The sequence below is a fragment of the Oceanimonas pelagia genome, assembly GCF_030849025.1.
Classification (GTDB): domain Bacteria; phylum Pseudomonadota; class Gammaproteobacteria; order Enterobacterales; family Aeromonadaceae; genus Oceanimonas; species Oceanimonas pelagia.
Window position 1 is genome coordinate 248,112 of record NZ_CP118224.1, and the last position, 24,033, is coordinate 272,144.

At 62.3% G+C, this 24,033-nt stretch carries 20 protein-coding genes and 1 tRNA gene; 7 read left to right on the forward strand and 14 right to left on the reverse strand.

Features of this window, described 5'->3' with window-relative positions:
* The first annotated feature begins 11 nt into the window (after positions 1-11).
* On the forward strand, positions 12-1,097 hold the full coding sequence (locus PU634_RS01190) for a GGDEF domain-containing protein (RefSeq protein WP_306762261.1): 1,086 nt from the start codon (positions 12-14) through the stop codon (positions 1,095-1,097).
* 83 nt (positions 1,098-1,180) lie between these two features.
* On the opposite strand, the gene PU634_RS01195 is transcribed toward PU634_RS01190, so the two are convergent.
* The 5 genes from PU634_RS01195 to rpsU all read right to left on the reverse strand — a co-directional run bounded on the left by PU634_RS01195 (position 1,181) and on the right by rpsU (position 5,998).
* Positions 1,181-1,257: transfer RNA gene (locus PU634_RS01195), tRNA-Ile, on the reverse strand.
* 146 nt (positions 1,258-1,403) lie between these two features.
* A complete protein-coding gene (gene rpoD, locus PU634_RS01200; RefSeq protein WP_306762262.1) occupies positions 1,404-3,296 on the reverse strand; it encodes an RNA polymerase sigma factor RpoD in 1,893 nt (630 codons plus the stop codon).
* A gap of 174 nt (positions 3,297-3,470) precedes the next feature.
* Positions 3,471-5,249, reverse strand: coding sequence for a DNA primase (gene dnaG, locus PU634_RS01205; protein ID WP_306762263.1), 1,779 nt, complete (start codon positions 5,247-5,249; stop codon positions 3,471-3,473).
* 74 nt (positions 5,250-5,323) lie between these two features.
* The gene (locus PU634_RS01210) at positions 5,324-5,767 is read right to left on the reverse strand and encodes a GatB/YqeY domain-containing protein (protein WP_306762264.1); all 444 of its coding nucleotides are present in this window, start codon (positions 5,765-5,767) and stop codon (positions 5,324-5,326) included.
* Positions 5,768-5,782: 15 nt separating this feature from the next.
* Positions 5,783-5,998, reverse strand: coding sequence for a 30S ribosomal protein S21 (gene rpsU / locus PU634_RS01215; protein ID WP_014293599.1), 216 nt, complete (start codon positions 5,996-5,998; stop codon positions 5,783-5,785).
* A gap of 174 nt (positions 5,999-6,172) precedes the next feature.
* Here rpsU and tsaD point away from each other — a divergent pair, with 174 nt between their 5' ends.
* Positions 6,173-7,195 (forward strand): tRNA (adenosine(37)-N6)-threonylcarbamoyltransferase complex transferase subunit TsaD, encoded by a 1,023-nt coding sequence (gene tsaD / locus PU634_RS01220; protein WP_306762265.1) that lies wholly within the window; start codon positions 6,173-6,175, stop codon positions 7,193-7,195.
* A 52-nt stretch (positions 7,196-7,247) separates the two neighbouring features.
* Here tsaD and plsY read toward each other — a convergent pair whose 3' ends face one another.
* The gene (gene plsY, locus PU634_RS01225) at positions 7,248-7,856 is read right to left on the reverse strand and encodes a glycerol-3-phosphate 1-O-acyltransferase PlsY (RefSeq protein WP_306762266.1); all 609 of its coding nucleotides are present in this window, start codon (positions 7,854-7,856) and stop codon (positions 7,248-7,250) included.
* 103 nt (positions 7,857-7,959) lie between these two features.
* Here plsY and folB point away from each other — a divergent pair, with 103 nt between their 5' ends.
* Positions 7,960-8,328, forward strand: coding sequence for a dihydroneopterin aldolase (gene folB / locus PU634_RS01230; RefSeq protein WP_306762267.1), 369 nt, complete (start codon positions 7,960-7,962; stop codon positions 8,326-8,328).
* Positions 8,329-8,391: 63 nt separating this feature from the next.
* Positions 8,392-9,192: an undecaprenyl-diphosphate phosphatase gene (locus PU634_RS01235; protein ID WP_306762268.1), complete on the forward strand. Its 801-nt coding sequence runs from the start codon at positions 8,392-8,394 to the stop codon at positions 9,190-9,192.
* Here PU634_RS01235 and PU634_RS01240 read toward each other — a convergent pair.
* On the reverse strand, positions 9,183-10,412 hold the full coding sequence (locus tag PU634_RS01240; protein ID WP_306762269.1) for a multifunctional CCA addition/repair protein: 1,230 nt from the start codon (positions 10,410-10,412) through the stop codon (positions 9,183-9,185). The genes PU634_RS01235 and PU634_RS01240 overlap by 10 nt on opposite strands.
* 230 nt (positions 10,413-10,642) lie before the next feature.
* Positions 10,643-13,810: a bifunctional proline dehydrogenase/L-glutamate gamma-semialdehyde dehydrogenase PutA gene (gene putA / locus PU634_RS01245; RefSeq protein ID WP_306762270.1), complete on the reverse strand. Its 3,168-nt coding sequence runs from the start codon at positions 13,808-13,810 to the stop codon at positions 10,643-10,645.
* 140 nt (positions 13,811-13,950) lie between these two features.
* Between putA and PU634_RS01250 the strand changes: the two genes are divergently transcribed.
* Positions 13,951-14,925, forward strand: a complete 975-nt coding sequence (locus tag PU634_RS01250; RefSeq protein WP_306762271.1) for a hypothetical protein — start codon at positions 13,951-13,953, stop codon at positions 14,923-14,925.
* A gap of 253 nt (positions 14,926-15,178) precedes the next feature.
* Here PU634_RS01250 and PU634_RS01255 read toward each other — a convergent pair whose 3' ends face one another.
* The 3 genes from PU634_RS01255 to PU634_RS01265 all read right to left on the reverse strand — a co-directional run bounded on the left by PU634_RS01255 (position 15,179) and on the right by PU634_RS01265 (position 17,859).
* Positions 15,179-15,790, reverse strand: a complete 612-nt coding sequence (locus PU634_RS01255; RefSeq protein WP_306762272.1) for a TIGR04211 family SH3 domain-containing protein — start codon at positions 15,788-15,790, stop codon at positions 15,179-15,181.
* Between the two features lie 101 nt (positions 15,791-15,891).
* The gene (locus PU634_RS01260) at positions 15,892-17,157 is read right to left on the reverse strand and encodes an inorganic phosphate transporter (RefSeq protein WP_306762273.1); all 1,266 of its coding nucleotides are present in this window, start codon (positions 17,155-17,157) and stop codon (positions 15,892-15,894) included.
* Between the two features lie 21 nt (positions 17,158-17,178).
* Complete coding sequence (locus PU634_RS01265) at positions 17,179-17,859, reverse strand: TIGR00153 family protein (RefSeq protein ID WP_306762274.1); 681 nt, start codon at positions 17,857-17,859, stop codon at positions 17,179-17,181.
* A 168-nt stretch (positions 17,860-18,027) separates the two neighbouring features.
* Here PU634_RS01265 and PU634_RS01270 point away from each other — a divergent pair, with 168 nt between their 5' ends.
* Complete coding sequence (locus tag PU634_RS01270; protein WP_306762275.1) at positions 18,028-19,539, forward strand: CYTH and CHAD domain-containing protein; 1,512 nt, start codon at positions 18,028-18,030, stop codon at positions 19,537-19,539.
* A gap of 45 nt (positions 19,540-19,584) precedes the next feature.
* Here PU634_RS01270 and PU634_RS01275 read toward each other — a convergent pair whose 3' ends face one another.
* The 3 genes from PU634_RS01275 to PU634_RS01285 are packed head-to-tail and all read right to left on the reverse strand — an operon-like array spanning position 19,585 to position 20,961.
* On the reverse strand, positions 19,585-19,917 hold the full coding sequence (locus tag PU634_RS01275) for a hypothetical protein (RefSeq protein WP_306762276.1): 333 nt from the start codon (positions 19,915-19,917) through the stop codon (positions 19,585-19,587).
* Positions 19,914-20,537 (reverse strand): hypothetical protein, encoded by a 624-nt coding sequence (locus PU634_RS01280; RefSeq protein WP_306762277.1) that lies wholly within the window; start codon positions 20,535-20,537, stop codon positions 19,914-19,916. The genes PU634_RS01275 and PU634_RS01280 overlap by 4 nt, the downstream gene beginning before the upstream one ends.
* A gap of 10 nt (positions 20,538-20,547) precedes the next feature.
* Positions 20,548-20,961: a YjfI family protein gene (locus tag PU634_RS01285; protein ID WP_306762278.1), complete on the reverse strand. Its 414-nt coding sequence runs from the start codon at positions 20,959-20,961 to the stop codon at positions 20,548-20,550.
* A gap of 156 nt (positions 20,962-21,117) precedes the next feature.
* On the opposite strand from PU634_RS01285, the gene glnE reads away from it, so the two are divergent.
* Complete coding sequence (gene glnE / locus PU634_RS01290) at positions 21,118-23,991, forward strand: bifunctional [glutamate--ammonia ligase]-adenylyl-L-tyrosine phosphorylase/[glutamate--ammonia-ligase] adenylyltransferase (RefSeq protein WP_306762279.1); 2,874 nt, start codon at positions 21,118-21,120, stop codon at positions 23,989-23,991.
* Positions 23,992-24,033: the final 42 nt, after the last annotated feature.

Genomic DNA, 24,033 nt, shown 5'->3' on the forward strand with positions numbered 1-24,033 from the left:
TGACCTGTTTAATGCCCAAGTCCTGTCGCAACGATAACGCACAAGCCCAACGTCTTGCCGCGCTGGCCGCTTACGAGATCCTGGATACTCCGCCGGAGGCGGCGTTTGACGAGATCACCGAGTTGGCGGCGCTGATTTGTGATGTGCCGGCCGCCGTGATTAATTTTATCGATCGCGATCGGCAATGGTTCAAGTCGGAGCGGGGCCTGGGGATCAGAGAAACGCCTCTGGATATCTCTATTTGCGCACACGTCATTCTGCAGTCGGAATTATTTGTGGTGCCCGACATTCGGCTGGATCCCCGGTTTGCCCATTTTCCACTGGTAACAGGCGAACCGCACCTGCGCTTTTATGCCGGTGCCTTGCTGAAAAGTCCGGACGGCATCCCCATTGGCACCCTGTGTGTGCTTGATTATCAGCCCAGAGAGCTGTCGCAGAAACAGCGTACCGCTCTCATCACCTTGGCCAACCAGGTGATGGCCAACCTTGAGCTGATGCGGGCGCACCGGGCTCAGGCTACGTTAATTCAGGAACTGCAGTCGGCTCAAAAGGAGCTGATGCACCTGGCCTCGACCGATCCGCTGACCGGGCTGTTTAATCGCCGGGCAATGGAAGAACGTCTGAACCAGGCAAGAGCACCCGGCTGGCAGCGCGGAACGCCGGCCACGCTGATGCTGATGGATCTGGATCATTTTAAGGCGATCAATGACGAATTCGGTCATGAAACCGGCGACAGGGTCATTGCGCATTTTGCCGGTATTTGTAAGAAGGTGTTTCGTCAGTCCGATGTGATCGGGCGCTGGGGCGGCGAAGAGTTTATTGTGCTGCTGCCCGATACCACGGAAGACGAGGCCCGGCAGGCCGCAGCGCGTTTGCATCGGTCACTGCGGCGGAGCCCGCTTGCATGTGATGATTATCGTTCCCTGTACATTACCGTAAGTGCAGGCCTTTGCGGCCTGAGCAGCGACAGGGAGCTGGAACATACCCTGCGCCTTGCCGATCGGCTGCTGTATCAGGCCAAGCGCAGCGGCAGAAACCGTACCGTATATGAATCGCAACAGGACGGGCAGCATTCGGCACACACCGGTATTCCCTGAAATGGCGGGGTAATGTAGCCGAGGCACACCAAATGGCACAAAAAAAGCCGGCGCATGAATGCGCCGGCTTTTCCGTATTTGCATGGTGGCCCCTGCCCGACTTGAACGGGCGACCAATCGATTATGAGTCGACTGCTCTAACCAACTGAGCTAAGGGGCCAAAAGTGGGCTGATTATAGGGGAAGGGGCGGGGGCCTGTCCACCTGTGGCGGCGGCTTAGGCGTTTGATTTTTAAGCGGTTGGTGGGTGTGCAAGCAAAGAAAAAGGGCGCCGGAGCGCCCTTTGGACCTGGTGTTGCTGCTTGGCTTATTCGTCGAGGAAGCTGCGCAGCACTTCGGAGCGGCTGGGGTGACGCAGCTTGCGCAGGGCCTTGGCTTCAATCTGGCGAATACGCTCGCGGGTAACGTCGAACTGTTTGCCCACTTCCTCAAGGGTGTGGTCGGTGTTCATGTCGATACCAAAGCGCATGCGCAGCACCTTGGCTTCCCGGGCGGTCAGGCCGGCCAGTACGTCCTTGGTGGCGTTGCGCAGGCTCTCGCTGGTGGCGGAGTCCGCCGGCAGCGACAGAGTGGTGTCCTCGATAAAATCGCCCAGATGGGAGTCTTCGTCATCACCGATGGGGGTCTCCATCGAGATCGGCTCCTTGGCGATTTTCAGCACCTTGCGGATCTTGTCTTCCGGCATCGCCATGCGATGGGCCAGCTCTTCCGGGGTGGGCTCGCGGCCCATTTCCTGCAGCATCTGGCGGGAAATCCGGTTGAGCTTGTTGATGGTCTCGATCATGTGCACCGGAATCCGGATGGTGCGGGCCTGATCCGCAATGGAGCGGGTAATGGCCTGACGGATCCACCAGGTGGCATAGGTCGAGAACTTGTAGCCGCGACGGTATTCGAACTTGTCGACCGCCTTCATCAGGCCGATGTTGCCTTCCTGGATCAGATCCAGGAACTGCAGGCCGCGGTTGGTGTACTTCTTGGCAATGGAGATCACCAGACGCAGGTTGGCTTCCACCATTTCCTTCTTGGCGCGGCGGGCCTTGGCCTCACCAATGCTCATGCGGCGGTTGATGTCTTTGATCTGGGAAATGGTCAGACCGGTTTCTTCTTCCACTACCTTGAGCTTGCCAATGGCGCGCAGCACGTCTTCGGAGACGTCCTGCAGCCGGGCAGACCAGGTCTTGCCGGCGGCCAGCTGGGCGTTGAACCAGGCCTGCTCGCTTTCGTGATGGGCAAAGGCCTGCACGAAGGTTTTCTTGGGCATCTTGCACTGCTCAACGCACAGCTTCATGATGATGCGTTCCTGCACCCGCACCCGCTCCATCATGTCGCGCATGCTGTTCACCAGGCGGTCGAACTGCTTGGGCACCAGGCGGAACTGGCGGAACAGGTCGGCGAGGGCGGTGATCTGCTCGGCGGCTTCGTCCGAGGTACGGCCCTTGGCGGCAATGGCGTCTCTTACGGCTTCGTACTGGCTGCGCAACTGGCTGAATTTTTCACGGGCCACTTCCGGATCCGGGCCGTTGTCGGAATCGGAGTCCTCGTCTTCGTCCTCGTCTTCATCCTCGTCGTCGTCTTCGTCGTCGAGGTCCTTGTCGCTCAGCTCGGAGCCGATGTGAGTGGCGGTGGGGGCCACGTCGTCGGCTTCATCCAGATCCACAAAGCCGGAAATAATGTCACTCAGCTTGATGTCGCCGGCTTCAAAGCGGTCGAACTGATCCAGCAGATAGGTGATGGCTTCCGGGTACTCGGACACCGAGCTCTGCACCTGGTTGATGCCGTCTTCAATGCGCTTGGCGATGTCGATTTCGCCTTCGCGGGTGAGCAGCTCCACGGTGCCCATTTCGCGCATATACATGCGCACCGGGTCGGTGGTGCGGCCAATTTCGGATTCAACAGACGCCAGTGCCTGGGCGGCGGCCTCGGCGGCGTCTTCGTCGGCGGTGGTTTCCGACATCATCAGATCATCGGCGTCGGGGGCGTTTTCCACCACCTGAATGCCCATGTCGTTGATCATCTGGATAATGTCTTCGATCTGATCGGAGTCGACAATATCCTGAGGAAGATGATCATTTACCTCGGCATAGGTCAGGTAGCCCTGTTCTTTACCTTTGGCAACGAGAAGCTTAAGCTGTGACTGCGGGGTTTGCTCCATAGAACTCGTCCGGTTAGATGTTGCAAGAGGGTGTGGGTACTGGGGCACTCATTTCTGGCGCGCAAGTAGCCGATTATATCAAAAATCAACCAGTCTGGCTAACTGGTCCGAGCTTGCCAACACCTCGCCCTTGAGCCGAGCGTGCTGCAGCGTTCAATGGTTTCTCTTCTACCCGTGTTCGGGCCTTCACTACAATGTTGGGGCAGTTCGCCCGTTTTTCAATTATAAGACCGCGCCGCCCTTGCTTTCTGTCAGCAGCAGCAGTAATTCCTGTTTTTCCGATGGCGTCAGTCCGTCGCGGCTGCGGCTTTTTTGCTGCAGCAGCTCAATGCGCCGGGCCAGATATTCATTGATGAGCACCACGAAGATGTCCTGCAGCTCCTGCTCGATATGGTCGCCGGCAAAGGCGCTTTCGGCCATGGCCAGCCGCGACAGGGCCGGCTCTGAAGGATGTCCCCGCCAATGCTCCAGCAGCTGCGCGGTATTCATGCCAGGGCGCTCGCGTACCTGGGCCAGCAGTGCCAGCAGCAGCTCCATGCCCGGCATCGACAGCTCTTCCAGCGCCGGCATTTCCGGCAGCCGGGCCGCGGCAGCCGGATATTGTAGCACAAGGGCGATGGCCCGTCGAAGCGGGGTCAGCTTGAGTTTTTGTGCCGGGCGCGCCGGTGTTTTTTCCTGGCCGTCGGCGGGCTTCAGCCGCGCAAACAGCTCCTTTACCCGGCGCTCGTTTTCCCCCCAGTTGAGCTGGCGCGACAGCCGGGTGACCAGGCCTTCCCGGGTAAAGCCCTCGGGTACCCGCATAATGGCTTCGGCGGCCTTGTGGGCCAGTTCGTGCTGGCCGGCGTCGCCGTCCATGCTGTCTTGCGCCAGGCGTTCAAACAGAAAATCGCCAAAGTCCTGGGCGTTATTCAGGAGCCGTTCAAAGGCTTGCTGGCCTTGAGTGCGCACCAGGCTGTCGGGGTCTTCGCCGTCGGGCAAAAACACAAAGCGCAGGCTGCGGCCGTCCTGCATCAGCGGCAGGGCGTTTTCCAGCGCCCGCCAGGCGGCCTCGCGGCCGGCGCGGTCGCCGTCGTAGCAGCAGATCACCTCGCGGGTGGTGCGATAGAGCAGCTGCAACTGATCGGAAGTGGTAGAGGTGCCGAGGCTGGCCACCGCATAGTCGATGCCGAACTGGGCCAGGGCCACCACGTCCATGTAGCCTTCCACCACCAGCACTCGCTCCGGGTTGCGGTGGGCCTGGCGCACTTCATACAGGCCGTACAGCTCCCGGCCCTTGTGAAACACCGGGGTCTCCGGCGAGTTCAGGTATTTGGGCGTGCCGTCGCCCAGCACCCGGCCGCCAAAGCCGATGGTGCGGCCGCGTCTGTCCCGAATGGGAAACATGATGCGATCGCGAAAGCGGTCATAAACCCGGCCGTTGTCGTTTTGCAGCAACATGCCGCCGTCGATCAGCTGACGCTCGCTGTCGCGGCTTTTTCCAAAGTGCCGTTTGACACTGTCCCATTGGTCCGGCACATAGCCGATGCCAAAGCGCTTCACCACTTTGCCGCTTAAGCCTCGGCCCTTGAGATAGTCAATGGCTGCCGGCGCCCCGCGCAACTGCTGCTGGTAAAAGTGGCTGATGTCGTTCAGCAGACCGTAGAGATCCTGGCGCTCGGCCCGCGCCGCCGCCTGTTGCTGGGACGAGCCGCTGCCGGTGTTTTCCCGGGGCACGGTCAGGCCGTGCAGCGCCGCGAGTTCGTCGATGGCGTCGAGAAATTCCAGTCCGTCGTATTCCATCAAAAAGCCAAGGGCGGTGCCGTGGGCGCCACAGCCGAAGCAGTGATAGAACTGTTTGTCGGGACTGACCGTAAAGGACGGGCTTTTTTCGTTATGAAAGGGGCAGCAGGCCTGATAGTTCTTGCCGGCCTTTTTCAGCCGTACCCGCTGGTCGATGAGATCGACAATGTCGGTACGGGCGAGGAGATCATCAATAAATTGTTGGGGGATTCTGCCAGCCATGATTCACCGTAAAGCAAAAAACAAAGCCGTGCATTCTCGCGAAGCACGGCCCGTTGGCAGCTCAGCGGCGGTTATCAGGCCAGTTTGGCCTTGATGGTGGCGCTGACCTTGCCCATGTCTGCACGGCCCTGGATCTGCGGCTTGAGCGCCGTCATCACCTTGCCCATGTCCTGCATGCCGGTGGCGCCGGTGTCGGCGATGGCCTGCGTGAGCAAAGTGTCCAGCTCGTCTTCGGTCAGGGGTTGCGGCAGGAATTCCTGCAGCACCGCAATTTCCTGGCGTTCACCGTCGGCCAGTTCCTGACGACCGGCCTGTTCGAACTGGCTGGCGGCATCCTTGCGCTGTTTCACCATTTTGGTGATCACCGCGATGATGCCGTCATCGTCCAGGGTTTCGCGGCTGTCGATCTCTTTTTGCTTGATCTCGGCCATCAGCATGCGCAGGGTGCCCAGGCGTGCCTTGTCTTTGGCGCGCATGGCATCTTTCTGCTGGGCTGACAGCTGGTCTTTCAAAGACATGAGATCAACAACGCCTTAGTACAGACGAGTGCGACGTGCGTTTTCGCGAGCCAGCTTCTTGGCGTGACGCTTAACAGCGGCAGCCTTGGCGCGCTTGCGCTCGGTAGTCGGCTTTTCGTAGTGCTCGCGGCGACGAACTTCAGACAGGATACCGGCCTTTTCGCAGGAACGCTTGAAGCGACGCAGGGCTACGTCGAAGGGCTCGTTTTCACGTACTTTAATTACTGGCATGTGCCTCTCACCTCGGTTAACTGGCCTGTTACCAACCAGTATGACAATAAAATGGTGCGAAATTCTACTATTAACCGGGCCCGGCTGTAAAGTCCGGCAACCCTTTGCTGGTTAAAAAAGCGCGGGCAGGGTAACATGACTGCCTATTTTTCGACAGCGTTATTCATTATACCCATGCGTGTACTAGGCATCGAAACTTCCTGCGATGAAACCGGCATCGCCATCTATGACGACCGGCTCGGTATTCTCTCTCATCAGCTTTACAGCCAGGTCAAACTTCATGCGGACTACGGCGGCGTGGTGCCCGAGCTGGCCAGCCGGGATCACATTCGCAAGACGATTCCGCTGATCGAAGCGGCGCTGGCGGAGGCCGGTTGCGGCAAGGACGACATCGACGGCGTGGCCTACACCGCCGGCCCCGGGCTGATGGGTGCGTTGCTGGTGGGAGCCACCATAGGTCGCAGCCTGGCCTTTGCCTGGGGCAAGCCGGCGGTGGCGGTGCACCATATGGAAGGGCACCTGCTGGCGCCCATGCTGGAAGAGCGCATGCCGGCCTTTCCCTTTGTGGCGCTGCTGGTGTCCGGCGGCCACACCCTGCTGGTGCGGGTGGACGGCATCGGCCGCTATGAGATCCTCGGCGAGTCCATCGACGATGCCGCCGGCGAGGCCTTTGACAAAACCGCCAAGCTGATGGGGCTCGACTACCCGGGCGGTCCGCGCCTGGCGAAGCTGGCGGAGCGGGGCGTGTCCGGCCGCTTCAAATTCCCCCGGCCCATGACCGACAGACCCGGGCTGGACTTCAGTTTCTCCGGGCTTAAAACCGCCACCGCCACCACCATTGCCGCCGAAGGCGACGACGACCAGACCCGGGCCGATATTGCCCACGCCTTTCAGCAGGCGGTGGTCGATACCCTGGCCATCAAGTGCAAACGGGCGCTGGAACAGACCGGACTCAACCGGCTGGTGGTGGCCGGCGGCGTCAGCGCCAATGTGTCGCTGCGGAAGCAGCTGGAAGCGTTAATGAAAGGGCTGAGCGGTGAGGTGTTTTATCCGCGCAATGAATACTGCACCGACAATGGCGCCATGATCGCTTTTGCCGGTCTGCAACGGCTCAGGGCCGGTCAGATCGAGCCGCTGCTGGTTCGTGCCCGGCCACGCTGGCCGCTGGATGAGCTACCGCCCGTCGGTGAGGGGTAAGGAGTGAGGGGGGAGGTGAGAGGCGCGTGGTGGACTCCTCACCCTTCACCCCTCACTCCTCTCGGTTGCGTTTCAACCGGTTGAGGATGGGCGTTTCCTCGTTGTGATACAGCCGGCTGATGTTGCGGTGGTGGCGAATAATAATAAGGCAGGACAACAGCGCCACCGCCAGGGTGTATTCGGGCTTGATAAAGTACACGAACAGGGGCGCGAACAGAGCGGTGATCAGCGACGCCAGCGACGAATAGCCGAACAGCCCCAGGCTGACCAGCCAGGTGAGCAGCAGCAGGCCGGCCATGTCCATGCCCAGGGGCAGCAGGGCACCCAGCGCCGTGGCCACGCCCTTGCCGCCGCGAAAGTGAAAGAACAACGGAAACATGTGCCCCAGGCAGGCGGCCATGGCGATAAAGGCCAGATAAAGCGGGCTGATATCCAGAAACCAGCCCAGATACACGGGCAGGGTGCCCTTGAGAATATCAAGCAGCAGCACCCACACCGCCGCGCTGCGGTTGCCGGTGCGCAGCACATTGGTGGCGCCGGGGTTGCCGGAGCCATGGGTTCGGGGGTCGGGCAGGCGGTACAGACGCGAGATCAGCACGGCGCTGGACACCGAGCCTCCCAGATAAGCCAGTATGATCATGAACAGCGTTAGGGCGGTCATCTCGCGGTTTATACCCCGGGTTCAATCCGTTATGATTGCGCGCTGATATGGCCTCACGGCCTGCTCGCCAAAGACCGCCCCAGCTTAACAGAAGACGAAGACGATGGATAAAGTGTTTGTGCAAGGCCTTGAGGTGCTGACCACCATAGGCGTTTACGAGTGGGAAAAAGGTATTCGCCAGAAGATCCGGTTCGATCTGGAAATGGGTTACGACAACCGGCCGGCGGCGGCGGGGGACGACATTGGCTGCGCCCTGGATTACGCCACTCTGTCGCAGAAGGTCACCACCTATGCCGAGCAGAACCATGTGGAGCTGGTGGAAACCATGGCCGAGCACATCGCGCGACTGATCCTGACCGAGTTTCCGGTGCTGTCGGTCAAGGTGCGGCTCACCAAGCCCGCCGCCGTGCCCAATGCCGCCGGGGTGGGAGTGGAAATCGAGCGGTTCGCCAGCCGCAATCTTCAGGGTTAACGTCATTCCCTTGTCATTGAGCGCGGTTATACTGAGTTCATCCTTACTTAAGAGAACGGCCTCATGGAAGTTCATGCCATTCTGCTGGCCCTCATTCAGGGCCTGACCGAGTTTCTTCCCGTTTCCAGCTCAGCCCATCTGGTGTTGCCCTCCGTGTTGCTGGGCTGGCCCGATCAGGGCATGGCCTTTGATGTGGCCGTGCATCTGGGCAGCCTGCTGGCGGTGCTGTTCTATTTTCGGCGCGAGGTGGTGACCCTGGCGCTGAGCTGGTGGGTTTCGCTGCGCGGGGGCGGCCACAGTGCCGAGTCGAAACTGGCCTGGGGCATCATACTGGCCACCGTGCCCGCCTGTGTGGCGGGCTTGTTGCTGGGGGATGTGATTGGCGTCTACCTGCGCTCGGGCTGGGTCATAGCCACCGCCACCATCGTCTTTGGCCTGCTGCTGTGGTGGGCCGACCGCATGGCCCGCCAGTGCAAGAATGAATACCAGGCCGGCTGGCGCGGCGCCCTGCTTCTGGGCTGTGCCCAGGCACTGGCGCTGATCCCCGGCACCTCCCGCAGCGGCATTACCCTCACCGCCGGCCTGATGCTGGGGCTGACCCGGCAGGCGGCGGCGCGGTTTTCCTTTCTGATGTCGATTCCGGTGATCCTGCTGGCGGGCAGCCATCAGGCCAGCGGCCTGGTGGGCAGCGGCGCCGTCATGCCCTGGCCGGCGGTCTCTCTGGGGGTGCTGGTGTCGTTCGCCAGCGCCCTGGCCTGCATTCATCTGTTCCTGAGCCTGCTCAACCGCCTGGGGGTACTGCCCTTTGTGCTGTACCGGCTGGCCCTGGGCGCGGTATTGATTGGCGTGCTGAGTCAGGCCTGAAGCAACTGCACCAGCCGCGCCAGCCTTGCCTCACGGATGGCCTCGCCAATGGCGGGGCCTTTCAGCCCCCGAGCCACAAAGGGCCGGGCGGTAATTTGCTTCAGCTCCTGCAGCCATCGCCATAACCGTTCCCGCTGGGGATAGGGGCGTTGTTCAAAGCCGGTGCGGCCCTGCAGATCGGCCTGAGCGCACAGCAACAATTCGGCAAAGCGATCCGGTTTGCGCCAGGCGTCGGTATGATCCAGCAGCTCCAGCACCGTGTGCGCCTGCTGCGGCGCCGGCTCGGCCAGCCGGTGCAGGCAGATATGCCAGCGGCTCATCAACACTGCCAGTTCTCTGTGCTCGGTGGGCACCTTCAGCCGTTCACTCAACGTCCGAATAGGCGCAATGCCCAGCTCGCCGTGGTGGTGGTGGCTGGGCCAGTGTTCGGGCGGCGTGAGTGCCTTGCCCAGATCGTGGCACAGGGCGGCAAAGCGGCAGGGCAGGCTGGCGCCCAGCTCGGCGGTACGTTTGAGCACCATCATGGTGTGCAGGCCGGTGTCGATCTCCGGGTGCCAGTCCCTGGGACCGGGCACACCGAACAGGGCGTTCACTTCCGGAAACAGCACCGCCAGGGCGCCGCAGTCGCGCAGCACCTCAAAAAATACCTGGGGGTTGTCACAGGCCAGGGCCTTTTCGGTTTCCTTCCATACCCGCTCGGGGGTGAGAGCGGTGAGCTCGCCGCCGGCGGCCATGTTCTGCATCAGGGCTTGCGTTTCCCGGGCAAGAGTAAAACCCAGGTGGTGAAAGCGGGCGGCGAAGCGTGCCACCCGCAGCACCCGCAGCGGATCTTCGGTAAAGGCGCCGGACACATGACGCAGCACCCGGGCCTGAATATCGGCCACACCGCCGTAGGGGTCGATCAGTTCGCCGGTTTCACTCCGGGCAATGGCATTGATGGTGAGGTCCCGCCGGCGCAGATCTTCTTCCAGGGTCACGTCGGGGCCGAAGTCGCAGATAAAGCCGGTGTAACCGCTGCCGGCCTTGCGCTCGGTGCGGGCGAGGGCGTATTCCTCCTTGCTGTGGGGGTGCAGAAACACCGGAAAGTCCCTGCCTACCTGGGTATAGCCGAGGTCGAGCAGCTGCTTCGGCGTGGCGCCCACCACCATGTAGTCCCGCTCTGTTACCCTCAGGCCCAGCAGCTCGTCTCTGACCGCGCCCCCCACCAGATAGATTTTCAACGCCGCACTCCCACATGCAAAACCGCCATTATAACGGCTGAATATGAAAAAGGCGCTGCAGCGCCTTTGAGAATTATTTTCATTATTTTACTTGGCGAAAATGTCATTTTCATGTGGTCATTCCGGCCCGCGAGCCGGAATCCATTCAGCAGGCGCCGGTGCACCCGTGATGAACTCCGGCCCGTGCCGGAGTGACGAGTGCAGCATTGGTTTTGCCCGCTTTCAGCCTTTTACCCTTCTCCCAATGACAGCAGGGTGGCATTGCCGCCAATGGCGGTGGTGTTGTTGGTGATGGTTTTTTCGGTGATGAAGCGGGCCAGGTAGTGCGGGCCGCCGGCCTTGGGACCGGTGCCCGACAGGCCCCGGCCGCCAAAGGGCTGCACACCCACCATGGCGCCAATCTGATCGCGGTTGATATAGACGTTGCCGGCCTCGATCCGGCTGGCCACCTGGGCGGCAAAGGATTCGTTGCGGCTGTGCACGCCCAGGGTCAGGCCGTAGCCGGTGGCGTTGATGTCGTCGATCACCTTGTCGATGTCCTTCGCCCTGAAGCGTGCCACGTGCAGTATGGGACCGAACTGCTCCTTTTCGAGTTCACCGATGCCGCCGATTTCCAGCGCCGTGGGGCGAATATAAAAGCCGTTGGCGCAGGCCTCGGGCATGGGCGCTTCGGCAATGATTCGGTGGCCGGCGGCCTTCATCGCATCCAGGTGTTCCTGCAGCCCGCTCTGAGCATCGGCGTCGATCACCGGGCCCACGTCGGTGGACCAGAGCGCCGGATCCGCCACGCTCAGCTCCTGCATGGCGCCTTCAAGGAGCTCCAGTACCCGGTCGGCGATGTCGTCCTGCAAATACAGCACCCGCAATGCCGAGCAGCGCTGGCCGGCGCTCTGAAAGGCGGCGCGCAGCACGTCCCGCACTACCTGCTCGGGCAGGGCGGTGGAGTCCACTATCATGGCGTTCTGACCACCGGTTTCGGCGATCAGCGGCACAATGGCGCCGTCGCGACTTGCCAGGGTCTGGTTGATCAGCCGGGCGGTGTCGGTGGAGCCGGTAAAGCACACGCCGGCAATGCGCGGATCTGCCGTGAGTGCGGCACCGACGGAGGCGCCGTCGCCGGGCAGCAGCTGCAGCACGTCACCGGGAATGCCCGCCTCATGAGCCAGGGTCACCGCCCGGTGGGCGATCAGGCTGGTCTGCTCGGCGGGCTTGGCCAGCACGGTATTGCCGGTAATCAGTGCCGCGCTCACCTGGCCGAGAAAGATCGCCAGGGGAAAATTCCACGGGCTGATGCACACAAAGGGGCCGCGGCCCTGTGCCTGCAGCAGATTAAGCTCGCCGGTGTAGCCGGGCAGCTTGACGGGCTCGGCCATCAGCCGGCGGCCTTCATTGGCGTAATAACGGCAGAAGTCCACCGCCTCACGCACCTCGTCGATGCCGTCCTGCAGCAGCTTGCCCGCCTCTCTGGCACACAGGGAAATAAACTCGGCGCTGTTTGCTTCAAGCAAATCTGCCAGTTTTTCCAGTGCCGCCGCCCGGGTTTCTACCTGTGTATCCCGCCAGCCTTTAAAGGCGTTTTCGGCATGGGTAATGGCCTGCTCCACCGTGGTCTTGTCGGCAAATACCACTGTGCCCACCTGCTGAGCCGTGTTTTGCGGGCTGAGCACCGGACGCTGTTCACCGCTCACCGTCTTGCCGGCCACCAGGGGCGCGGCCTGCCATTGCTTGCCGGCGAGCTGCTCCAGTGTGTGAAACAGGGGCGTGCGGGTGGCTGCAATGTTCAGGTTGATGCCGGCAGAGTTTTTGCGATCGGCAAAAATGTTGCGGGGCAGTGGAATTCTGTCGTTGGCCAGGCTGCGGCATTCCCGCAGGCTGGTTACCGGATGGGTGATCAGGGTATCGATGGGGGTGTCCGGATCCACCAGCTTGTGCACAAAGGAGGTGTTGGCACCATTTTCCAGCAGCCGGCGCACCAGATAGGGCAGCAGATCCTTGTGGGCACCCACCGGGGCGTAGATGCGGCAGTGCAGACCGGGGTTTTCCGTCAGCACGGCGTCGTAGAGCTCCTCGCCCATGCCGTGCAGGCGCTGAAATTCAAAGCGTCGCTCGCCGGCCATATTGAGCACCGCCACCACGGTATGCGCGTTGTGAGTGGCAAACTGCGGATAGATGGCCCCCTCGGTAGCGGCGCTCAGCAGGTAGCGGGCGCACACCAGATAGGCCACATCGGTGCCCGCCTTGCGGGTATAAACCGGGTAGCCGTCGAGCCCGGCCTGCTGGCTGTGTTTGATCTCGCTGTCCCAGTAGGCGCCCTTGACCAGCCGCAGCGGAATCTCATCGCCCTGCTCCCGGGCTAGGGCGGTCAGCCAGCACAGCACCGGCAACGCCCGTTTGGAATAGGCCTGCACCACCAGCCCCAGGCCGCCCCAGCCCTGGTTGACGTCACTGCGATAGAGCTTTTCAAACAGGTCGAGCGACAGCTCCAGCCGATCCATTTCTTCCGCATCGATGGTAATGAACACATCCAGTTTGCGGGCGGTTTGCAGCAGTCCTTCCACGGTGGCATACAGCTCGGACAGTACCCGCGCACGGTTGGCTTCTTCGTAACGGGGGTGCAATGCCGACAGCTTGATGGAAATGGACGGACGCGGCACCTCGGGGTGGTTGAGCTTTTCATTCCCCACGGCGGCAATGGCGCTGGCGTAATCGGCCCGGTATTTCTCGGCGTCGGCGGCGGTCATGGCCGCCTCGCCCAGCATGTCGTAGGAGTGGGTGTAGCCCTGCTCCCGGGACTTGCGGCTGGCCTTGAGCGCTTCACCGATGGTGCGCCCCAGCACAAACTGCTTGCCCATGATTTTCATGGCGGCATACATGGCCGAGCGCACCACCGGCTCGCCCAGACGGTTGATCATGCGGCTCAGCACGTTGGCCGGATTGCCGTCGAGCTTCTTGTCCATGCGCACGATGCGCCCGGTGAGCATCAGTCCCCAGGTGGAAGCGTTGACCAGGGTGGAGTCGCTCTGGCGAAAATGCCTGGCCCAGTCTGCCCCGGACAGCTTGTCCTTGATCAGTTCGTCGGCGGTATGACTGTCGGGAATGCGCAGCAGGGCTTCGGCCAGGCACATCAGAATGATGCCTTCCTGGGTGTCCAGGCTGTATTGCTGCAAAAAGGCATCGATGCCGTCGCCGCCGTCGCTCTGTTCCCGCACCCGGGTTACCAGCCGGCGGGCCTGGCTTTCCAGGTGTGCCATGTCCGGCCCCGAGGCGGGCAACTGCTCCAGCAGCCGGGCCAGCCAGGCGTTTTCTTCCACCGCATAGTTGTGCGTGATGTCCTGACGCAGTGCGGCCAGATCGGAAGGGGAGTAATCGGGAGCGAAAACACGGGCGACGGTAAACATGGCGAAAGTCCTGAGGTTGCGAGTGGAAAAACGAAGGCGCCTTGCTGCAATGAATATAGTTCAACCGCCGTGAGCGAGCCCTTGCCTGAGGGTTCACGCCCCCTATAATGCCCGCTCGTTTTGTTTGTGGGTTTCCGGCTGTGCACTATCAACGTCTTCCCAAGGGGCACTTTGCCCTGTTTGTGATTTATCTGATCACCGGCGCCTCCATTGCCGCCTCCATGGTGTTTTCCCTGCTGTTGTTCCTGTCTCTGGATCAGGGGCCGCTGATGAAGGTGATGTTCGGCGGTCTGGCGCTGGTGTTTGAGGTGGGCAAGTTCTACATCTGGTATGAGGTGGGCGAGCGCTTCAACCGGCGGGATCGGCTGGGCGCCGGCAAGGCGCTGTGCTTCTACGGCATTCTGGCGGCCCTGTCGATCGCCGGCAGCGTGGGCGGTATCAATGCCGCCACCAACACGCTGCTGCAGGCGGACGAGGCCAGGGCGGCGCTGGTGCAGGGCTATGATGACCGCATTGCCGCCCTGGCGCGGGAAATCGAGATCAATGAGCAGGCGGCTCAGGCCTATATCGAGATGGAGCGCATTGCCACCGGCATGACCCGTATGCTGCAGCGCAATCAGGCGCTGATGGCACAGCAGGATGAACTGCGCCGGGAGCGGGATCGGGTGGCGGTGGAGAATCAGGACTCACTGATGGGGCTGATGACCAGCCTGGCCGACGGCCTGGGCTGGCCGCTGTCCCGGGTGCAGTTTGGCATAGTGGCGGCACTGTCGATGCTGCTCGACTTCTTTGCCGCCTTTTTCATCTCGCTGCTGGGTGAGGAAATCCGTTTTCGGCGTCACTATCGTCAGCACGGCACTCGGCCAGCCCCGGCACAGCCCGTGAGCGAGCCGGCTCATGAGCCCGCCGCGGTGACGCCCGTGCAGCGCCCGGATTACTACCACGAGCTGGTGGCGCGGCTGAAGGCGGGTGAACTGCGCTGTGCCAAGGGGGCAGTCTCGGCGCTGCTGAACAAGTCGCGGGAAGAGGTGGAAGATATTTTTCTGTGGCTGCAGCAGGACGGCGTGGTGTATCGCAAGCCCAACCGGCACTTCGCACTGAATGACGTGGAGTAACGCTTGTCTCTGAGCGCCTGCCGGCGCTAATGCAGGCGAGCCGCCTGTGCTCCATGGATATGATGTTTTCTGGAGCGCGGGCGGCCCGCCCGCAAATTGGCGCGAAGCGGCAACCATCTTTGCGGAAAACAAAAAAGTCTGCAGGCACTGTGATGCACCTGCAGACTTCCTAATCCCTAATCCCTAATCCCTAATCCCTAATCCCTAATCCCTAATCCCTAATCCCTAATCCCTAATCCCTGATCCCCGGGGTTTAGTTCATCCATCTGTCCTGGCGCTTGCGCCGCCGCAGGGGCACCATCGGCAGCACAAAGCCCACCAGGGCGCCGACACCGGCCACCAGACCACCGTGCACCAGCCAGTCCAGGCGCATCTGGTGCTCCTTGTTGTCCATCAGGCTGGTCAGGCGTTCATTTTCGCTGGACAGCCGCTCATGGCTGCTGCTGAGCTCGTCCAGGCGGGCGGTCAGGGAGGCCAGCTCCTGCTGCTGGCGCTCGATCAGGCTGACCTTGTCGGCCACGTCCCGGGCGTGACGTTCGTCCACGCCGGCCAGTTGTGCTCGGGCTTCGCTGAGCGCCTTTTCCAGCTCCGGCAGGCGGGAGCGAAAGCTGGCGTCGGTTTGCAGAAACTGGCCGTCCATCCAGCCGGTACGGCCGTCGGCGTCCTTTATTTGTACATACTTGGTGGCGGCGTTGCGATCCAGCAGGTCCACCGGCTCACCGGCCTTGATGGAGCCGATAATGCGGTACTGGTTGCTGGGACCGGCATGCAGAAAAGCATACACGTCATCGGAAATGTAGCGGGTGGCGGCACTGGTCTGGCTCACCCAAAACAGGCTGCACAGCAGCAGAAGTTTTGCTCTCACCTGAGAATCCTTGGGGCTCTAGTCGTGACGCCATGGTAATGGTGAGAAGCGGGAAGGACAAGAACAAGGGGGGGCTCAGGCCCCCCTGTGTTGGTGCGGGATCAGGTGAACATCCACTGAATGGCGTAGAAGAACACGATGGCCAGCACGGCGCCGGCGGGCAGGGTCACCACCCAGGAAACCACGATATTGCGCAGCACGTTCAGGTTCAGGGCGGCAATGCCCCGGGCCAGGCCTACCCCCATCACCGCCCCTACCAGCGTCTGGGTGGTGGAAATGGGCAGGCCGGTACCCGATGCGATCACCACTGTCGCAGCCGTAGCCAGCTGGGCCGCAAAGCCCCGGCTGGGTGTCAGGTGGGTAATGCCGGTGCCCACCGTGGCCATCACCTTGTGCCCCAAGGACGCCAGGCCGATGACGATGCCGACCCCGCCCAGCGGCAGGATCCACCAGGCAATGCTGGACTGGGAGGCGATCTGGCCGGCGCTTTCCACCACGCTGACCACCGCCGACAGCGGACCAATGGCGTTGGCCACGTCGTTGGAGCCGTGGGCAAAGGCCATGGCGCAGGCGGTGACCACCATCAGAATGCCGAATACCTTCTCCACGTTGGAGTAGTGCATGTCCTTGTCGTCATTGGGGTTGTAGCTGCGGCCCTTGATGTAAATGCCGCAGAGCACGGCGCTGGCCAGTGATACCAGCACCGACAGCCCCCAGCTTTGCATGTCGCTCAGCTCCAGCCCCACGTGCTTGAGGCCCTTTTTCAGGGTGACCAGACAGATCACCATGACGGTGAGGAAGATATAGGCGGGCACGTACTTCTTGGCTGCCGCCAGCGGGCTGTCGGCGTTAAAGATAAGCCGCTGCACGCTGATAAAGGTGAAGTAGGCGAGCAGGCCCGACAGTGCCGGGGTGACGATCCAGGAGCCGACCACGCCGCCCAGCTTGCCCCAGTGCACGGCCTCGGAACCCAGCGACACCAGTGCGAAGCCGACGATGGCGCCGATGATGGAGTGGGTGGTGGACACCGGCCAGCCGAAGTAGGATGCCAGCAGCAGCCAGGTGCCGGCGGCCAGCAGCGAGGCGATCATGCCGAACACCAGCAGGTCGGGATGGTCGTTAAAGGCGCTGGAGTCGATAATGCCGCTGCGAATGGTGGAGGTGACCTCGCCGCCGGCCAGGTAGGCGCCGGCGAATTCAAAGATCATGGCGATGATGATCGCCTGCTTGATGGTCAGGGAACGGGTGCCGACGGAGGTGCCCATGGCGTTGGCCACGTCGTTGGCGCCAATGCCCCAGGCCATGAAGAAGCCGAAGACGGCCGCCACCAGGATCAGCGTGGTGCCGTAGTTAGCAATGATATCCATTTATTTACCTTGTCGTTTCGCTCAGGAGCGGGACAGCATGAGTTCCAGGCGGGAACCCACCCGCTCGGCCTGATCGGCCAGGTCGCCGACCCACTCAAGGATCTTGTACAGGAACATGACGTCGATGGGGTTGTAGTTTTCTTCAATGGCCTGCAGCTGGCGGCGCAGCTTGGCCTGCATCACGTCGGTGTCGTCTTCAATCAGGTCCAGCTGGTGGATCATGTCGGTGACCAGATCCATTTCCCGGCCCTTGAAGCCGGTTTCCAGCAGTTCGTCGAGCTCGTCGATGGCCTTGGCCGCCTGAGCGGTGGCATCGATACAGCGGTTGAGGTAGTCCATGAAGGCGGACTTGAGCTCAACCGGAATGGCCATCTGGCGGCCCACGATGCGGCCGGAGATATCCTTGGCCTTGTTGGCGATCTTGTCCTGTTGGGTGAGCAGCTCCAGCATGTCGGTGCGTTCCACCGGCATGAACAGGCCGCGGGGGAGTTTGAGGCGGATTTCGCGCTTCAGCGCATCGGCTTCCCGTTCCAGCTGGGAAATGCGACGCTGGATCCGTTCGGCGCTTTCCCAGTCCTGCTCCCACATGGCGTCGAAGAAGGGAACCAATTGCTGCGCAGCTTCATGGACCTTCATCACATGCTTCTGCAGGGGCTTGATAGGAGACTTGGCAAAGAGTCCCAAAATAGTATTAACTGGCATAGCCAACCCTGTGTCGGTGAAAAAACACTCGATACGTCAATGTGGCGCGCATGGTAACGTAACTCCCCAGGCAAGAAAACAGCATTTTTCATAAAACCGTCATGCTACTCTGGTAGCGGTTTTTGCTTTCGCATTCAAATACAGAAGGTTGGTTTTCCGGACACCCCTATGGATACAGAAATCGAGATCAAGTTTCTTGTCTCACGTGAACTCAGTGACAGCCTGCCCGAGCTGCTGCCATCCTGCCGAATTCTTGAACACGACCGCCAGCATCTGGCCAACACCTACTTCGACACCGCCGAGCTGGGCCTGCGCCGGCTGGGGGCCGGGCTGCGCATTCGCAGCCGCAACGGCGCACTGGAGCAGACCGTCAAGCTCGCCGGCAGTCAGGTGGGTGGCCTGCACCAGCGTCCGGAATACAACGTGGCCCTGAATGTGCACAACCCGGATCTGTCGCTGTTTCCCGCCACCATCTGGCCGGAAGGGGCCGACCCGCAGGCGCTGCAGCGCGGGCTGCAGCCGCTGTTCTGTACCGACTTTGTCCGCCGGCGCTGGCTGGTGGAATTCAATGGCACCGAGATTGAACTGGCCCTGGACGAGGGCGAGGTGCAGGCCGGTGAACGGCGCGAGCCCATTCGCGAACTGGAGCTGGAGCTGGTGCGGGGCGACGCCTCGGTGCTGTTTGAGCTGGCCGAGCATCTGGTGCGTCAGGGGGGCCTGCGCCTGGGGGCGGTGTCCAAGGCCCAGCGCGGCTACCGGCTGGCGGGGCTGAGTTCCATGCCCGAGTTGCAGGTGCTGGAGCCGGTGGCGCTGCAACCGGAGCAGTCCTGCGAGCAGGCCATGGTCGAGCTGCTGCACCAGGCCCTGGCTCACTGGCAGCATCACGAGGAAGGCTGGCTGGCCCGGCCCGGCATCGACTGGCTGGTGCAGCTGCGGGAAGGCGCGGCCCTGGTGCACCAGATATTGCTGATGTTCGGCGAGCGGGTGTCGCTGCGGGTCAACAGCGGCTGGGTGGACGATTTATTGTGGCTGCAACAGCAGTTGTCCTGGCTGGACCGGGCCCAGATGCTGGCTCACCTGACTGCCGACAAGGGACATTACCTGCGCCGGCTCGATTGTCGCAGAAGCCTGCTCAGGCTGCTGACCGAGCAACAGCTGTGTCTGCCCGACGAACTATACCTGCGCGAGCTGCTGCACAGCCCCCGCTACGGCCGTCTGGTGCTGGGCCTGACCCACTGGCTCTACCGGCAGGACTGGCGTGCCGGGCTGACCCGGGAGCAACAGCACCAGTTGCTGGCGCCGGTGGCCAGCCTGGCCGATCCGCTGCTGGAGGACAGCTGGCAGACTCTGCGCCACAGCGCCCTGGGGGCGGAGCAGCTCAGCGTGGAGCAGTACATTCAGCAAAAGGGCAAGCTGCGCCGCAACCTGATGGTGGGACTGTGCTTCAGCCGGCTGTTTCCGGAAGCGGAGCGGCTGGGCTTTCGCATGCCCTGGCTCGATATTCTGCGCGGCATCGAGGATCTGGACATGCTGTCCCCCCTGCCGGAGCTGGTGGACAGGCTGGAAACAGATGAGGCCGAAGAGCTGGAGCAGTGGCTGGCGCGCAAGCAGGGCTTTCTGCTGGAAGCGCTGGAGCAGTCCCGCCGTCAGGCGCTGGAGCTGACGCCCTACTGGCGCTGAAAGCAATAAAAGGAGTCAAAGGGCTCCTTTTTTAATATTGCTGTGTCAGGCTCTTTCCTGCTTTTTACTGTATTCCAGCAGCTCGTCCATCACCCGGTGCTTGATTTCCAGCTGTTGCTCCGGTTGCAGACCGTAGCGCTCGGCCAGGTGCACATAATCCTCCGGACTCAACGATACCGTCAGCCTGGGGCGTTTGGGTTTGGCCGAGGTGGGCAGGCTGAGAATATGACGGATCTGATCCGAGGGGCTCAGGCCATTGTCCAGTGCCTCGCGGCGAATGCGGTATTGCAGCTTTTCGTCCATGTCAAAGGCCACCTGTACCGCCCGGGCGGCGCGCACCGAGCTCTGCCACTTGTCCGGCAGCTTGCGTTGAGTCATGGGCGGGTATTCCGTTGTTGCCGCAACCGGGCCAGCACCTCGTCGGCGCTGTGCCGGTGCGCCTGGCCGCCGGCCGGTGCCGGCTCGTCGGGCTGAACCTGTTGCTCCCGGGCGCGAATGTGGGCCAGGGCCTGTTTGGCGTTGATCAGGGTGACCGCCGGATGCTCGCGAATGGCGGCCATGGTCTGGCGCACGCAGCGGCTGGCCCGGGCCATGGCCAGTTGCCGGCACAGATCGTGGTAGTGGCGCTCCGCCTCCAGCCAGCGGCGGCGGTAATAAGCCAGCCGTTTTTCATCATAGGCCCGGCGGACGGCCAGCGCTTCCTGCTCGTTTTCCAGCTCCGCCAGGGCCTGGGCCAGGGCGTGGGCCCGGCCGGGATCGCCGTCGAGCGCCGCCAGGGCAGCCTGTTCCAGCTCGCCATGGCGTTGCGCCAGCCGTTCCGACTGCTCGCCGGCGCCGGCCAGTTCCGCTTTGAGCTGGTCGCACTGGCGTGCCAGCCCGGTCATGTGTTGTTCGGCGTGACGGCAGTCCTGCACCAGCTGTACGCATACCCGTTCCGAATCCAGGCTGCCGTCCTTGGCATCCTGCAGGCTGCGCAGCACGCGACCCAATACGCTCATACTCGTGCCCTCACAACAAGAATTCCGCCATGTCTTCGATCACTTCCAGACAGTTGTCGCTCAGCACCGCCAGCTCGTGCTCAATGTCGGCCAGGGCGGAGTTGAGCGACAGGGCGCCAAATACCACGTACCAGTCGTCGAGCCGGGCAAAGGCCGACAGCGGCATGGGAATGTTCATGTCGAGCATGGCCTCCAGCATGGCCTGGCGCCGGGCCGGATCCACCTGGCTTTCGTCCCACAGGTAGCAGATGCACAAAATCTGATCGTCGGACACGGAAATAAACAGGGGCAGCTCTTCCCGCCCTTCCACCGTCACCCTGAGCACTTCCACCTCGCCGGGAATGGGGTAGCACTGAAAGGCAAAACCTGTGGTCGAGGCCTCGCCCAGCTGCTCCAGGTGGCGGCCGATTACTGAAAGTTCCATGCACAAATCCTGACATAATAAGTCGGCTAAAGACTAATTCAGCCGGCCTTGCCAGTGCAAGCACGGCGTGGTGCGCGAGAATTTGCGCCGGGCCCGCTGTGCCGGCCCGGCAAGGGTGGTAGTCTGAAGGCCATTGTTGAACAGAAGGAACTGCCCATGTCTGCATTGCCCGCCCCGCTCGCCGCTCAGGCCGACAAGCACTGGTCCCATTTTGCCGAACGCGCCGCCGAGTTGCTGCCCCGACTCGACCACGAGCGCATTGTACGGCTGAAACGGCTGTTTGCCTGCAGCGACTTTGCCGCCGACAGCCTGTGCCGTCAGCCCGAGCTGGCGCTGGAACTGGAGGATGAGCGGGATTTGTTCAATGCTGACCGGGCCGGGCGTTATCAGCCCGAGCTGGCGGCCATGCTGGCCGAGGTGAGCGACGAAGCCACCCTGATGCGTGTGCTGCGCCAGTACCGGCGCCGGGAGCTGCTGCTGATCGCCTGGCGGGAAATGCTGCTGGGGGCCGAGGTGGAAGAAAGCTTTGTGCATATCTCGGCGCTGGCCGACGCCCTGATCGTGGAGTCTTACCGCTGGCTGTACCGGCGCCAGTGCGGCGAGCTGGGCACGCCCACCGATGCCGAGGGCAACGCCGTGCCCATGCTGATCCTCGGCATGGGCAAGCTGGGGGGCGGCGAGCTCAACTTTTCATCCGACATCGACCTCATCTTCACCTTTCCTCACAACGGCGTGACCAGGGGCGGACGGCGGGAGCTGGCCAACCAGCAGTTTTTTATTCGCCTCGGGCAGAAGCTGGTCAACGCCCTCAACCAGACCACCATAGACGGTCAGGTGTACCGGGTGGACATGCGCCTGCGGCCCTTTGGCGAGTCGGGTCCGCTGGCGGTGAGCTTTACCGCCATGGAGGACTATTACCAGCATCATGGCCGCACCTGGGAGCGTTACGCCATGGTCAAGGCGCGTATTCTCAACGACGAGGGCGAATACACCGCCGAGCTGCGCGCCATGCTCAAGCCCTTTGTGTTCCGCCGCTACATCGACTTTGGCGTCATCGACTCGCTGCGCCAGATGAAGGCCATGATCGCCGCCGAGGTACGCCGCAAGGGGCTGAGGGACAACATCAAGCTGGGCGCCGGCGGCATTCGCGAGGTGGAATTTATCGCTCAGGTGTTTCAGCTTATTCGCGGCGGCCGGGAGCCGGCACTGCAGGTGCGCCACCTGCCCGAGGCGCTGGCGGCGGCCTGTGAGGCGGGGGCGCTGGAGCGGGAGGTGACCGAGCAGCTGCACGCCAGCTACCGTTTTTTGCGCAAGGTGGAAAACTACCTGCAGGCCTTTGCCGATCAGCAGACCCAGACCCTGCCTCAGGACGAGCTCAATCAGGCCCGGCTGGCCTGGCTCACCGGCCACGACAGCTGGGAGGCCTTTTATGCCACCCTGCACACCGCCATGAGCCGGGTGCACCGCCAGTTTGAGCTGCTCATTGGCGACAGCACCGAAGCCGAGGAAGAAGGCGTGGCCCAGATCTGGTCCGATATCTGGCAGACCGACTGGGAACAGGAAAGCGAGCTGACGGCCCTGCTGCAGGAGCAGGGCATGGCCGCCGACAAGGCGGCGCGGCTGGCTCATGCCCTGAATACCTTCAAGCAGGAATGCCCGCGCCGGGCCATGGGCCCCCAGGGGCGACAGGCGCTGGAAAAACTGATGCCGGTGCTGCTGGAAAAGGTCAGCCAGTCCGACACGCCGGGCATTTTGTTTGCCCGGCTGCAGAAGCTGCTGCTGCAAATTGCCACCCGCACCGCCTACCTGCAGCTGCTGGTGGAAAACGCCGGTGCCCTGACCCAGCTGATTCGCCTGTGCGAGGCCAGCTCGCTGGTGGCCGAACAGCTGGCGCGCTTTCCCATTCTGCTGGACGAGCTGCTGGTGCCCCAGGTGCTGTACAACCCCATTCCGCTGGACGCCTACAAGGACGAACTGCGCCAGTTTCTGCTGCGGGTGCCGGAAGAGGATGTGGAGCAGCAGATGGAGGCGCTGCGCCAGTTCAAGCAGATCCAGTTGCTGCGCATCGCCGCCGCCGACATTGCCGGCGCCCTGCCGCTGATGAAAGTGAGCGATCACCTGACCTGGCTGGCGGAAGCCATTGTGGAAGAGGTGGTCAACCAGGCCTGGGCCCAGATCAGCGCCCGTCACGGCGTGCCGGCCCAGCTGGCGGACAGCGGCGACAAGGGCTTTGGGGTGGTGGCCTATGGCAAGCTGGGGGGCATAGAGCTGGCCTACAGCTCGGATCTGGATCTGGTGTTTGTACATCAGAGTGGCATCAGCGGCCAGACCAACGGCGACAAGCCGCTGGACAGCCGCCAGTTCTACCTGCGTCTGGCCCAGCGCATTATTCACCTGTTCAGCACCCGCACCGCCAGCGGCGTGCTCTATGAGCTCGACATGCGTCTGCGCCCCAGCGGCAACTCCGGGTTGATGGTGAGTCCGCTTGACGCCTACGGCCATTACCTGGAGCACGAGGCCTGGACCTGGGAACACCAGGCCCTGGTGCGCAGCCGCCTGATCGTGGGCGAGCCGGCGCTGGCCGACGAGTTTGCCCGCCTTCGCGCCGGGGTGCTGAGCAAGGCCCGTAACCGGGATGAGCTGGCCAAAGAGGTGGTGGCCATGCGTGAAAAGATGCGTGAGCACCTGATCAAGGCTGGCCCGGGGGAGTTTCACCTCAAGCAGTCGGTAGGGGGACTCGCCGACATCGAGTTTCTGACCCAGTACCTGGTGCTGGCCCACAGCGCCCGGCACCCGGAGCTGACCCGCTGGTCCGACAACATGCGCATTCTGGAAACCGCGGTGGAAGTGGATCTGCTCGAGGAAGACGAATCCCTGCGCCTGCGCCAGGCCTATTGCGCCATTCGTGACCGGGGCCATCGCCTCAGCCTCTCGGATCAACCCGGTCGGGTGTCCGACACCGAGCTCACCCAGGAACGGGAGTGGGTGGTGGCCAGCTGGAAAAAATGGCTGCAAGCCAGTGAGGAGTGAAGGGTGAGGAGTGAGGAGAAAAACACCGCCTGCTGCAGTGCT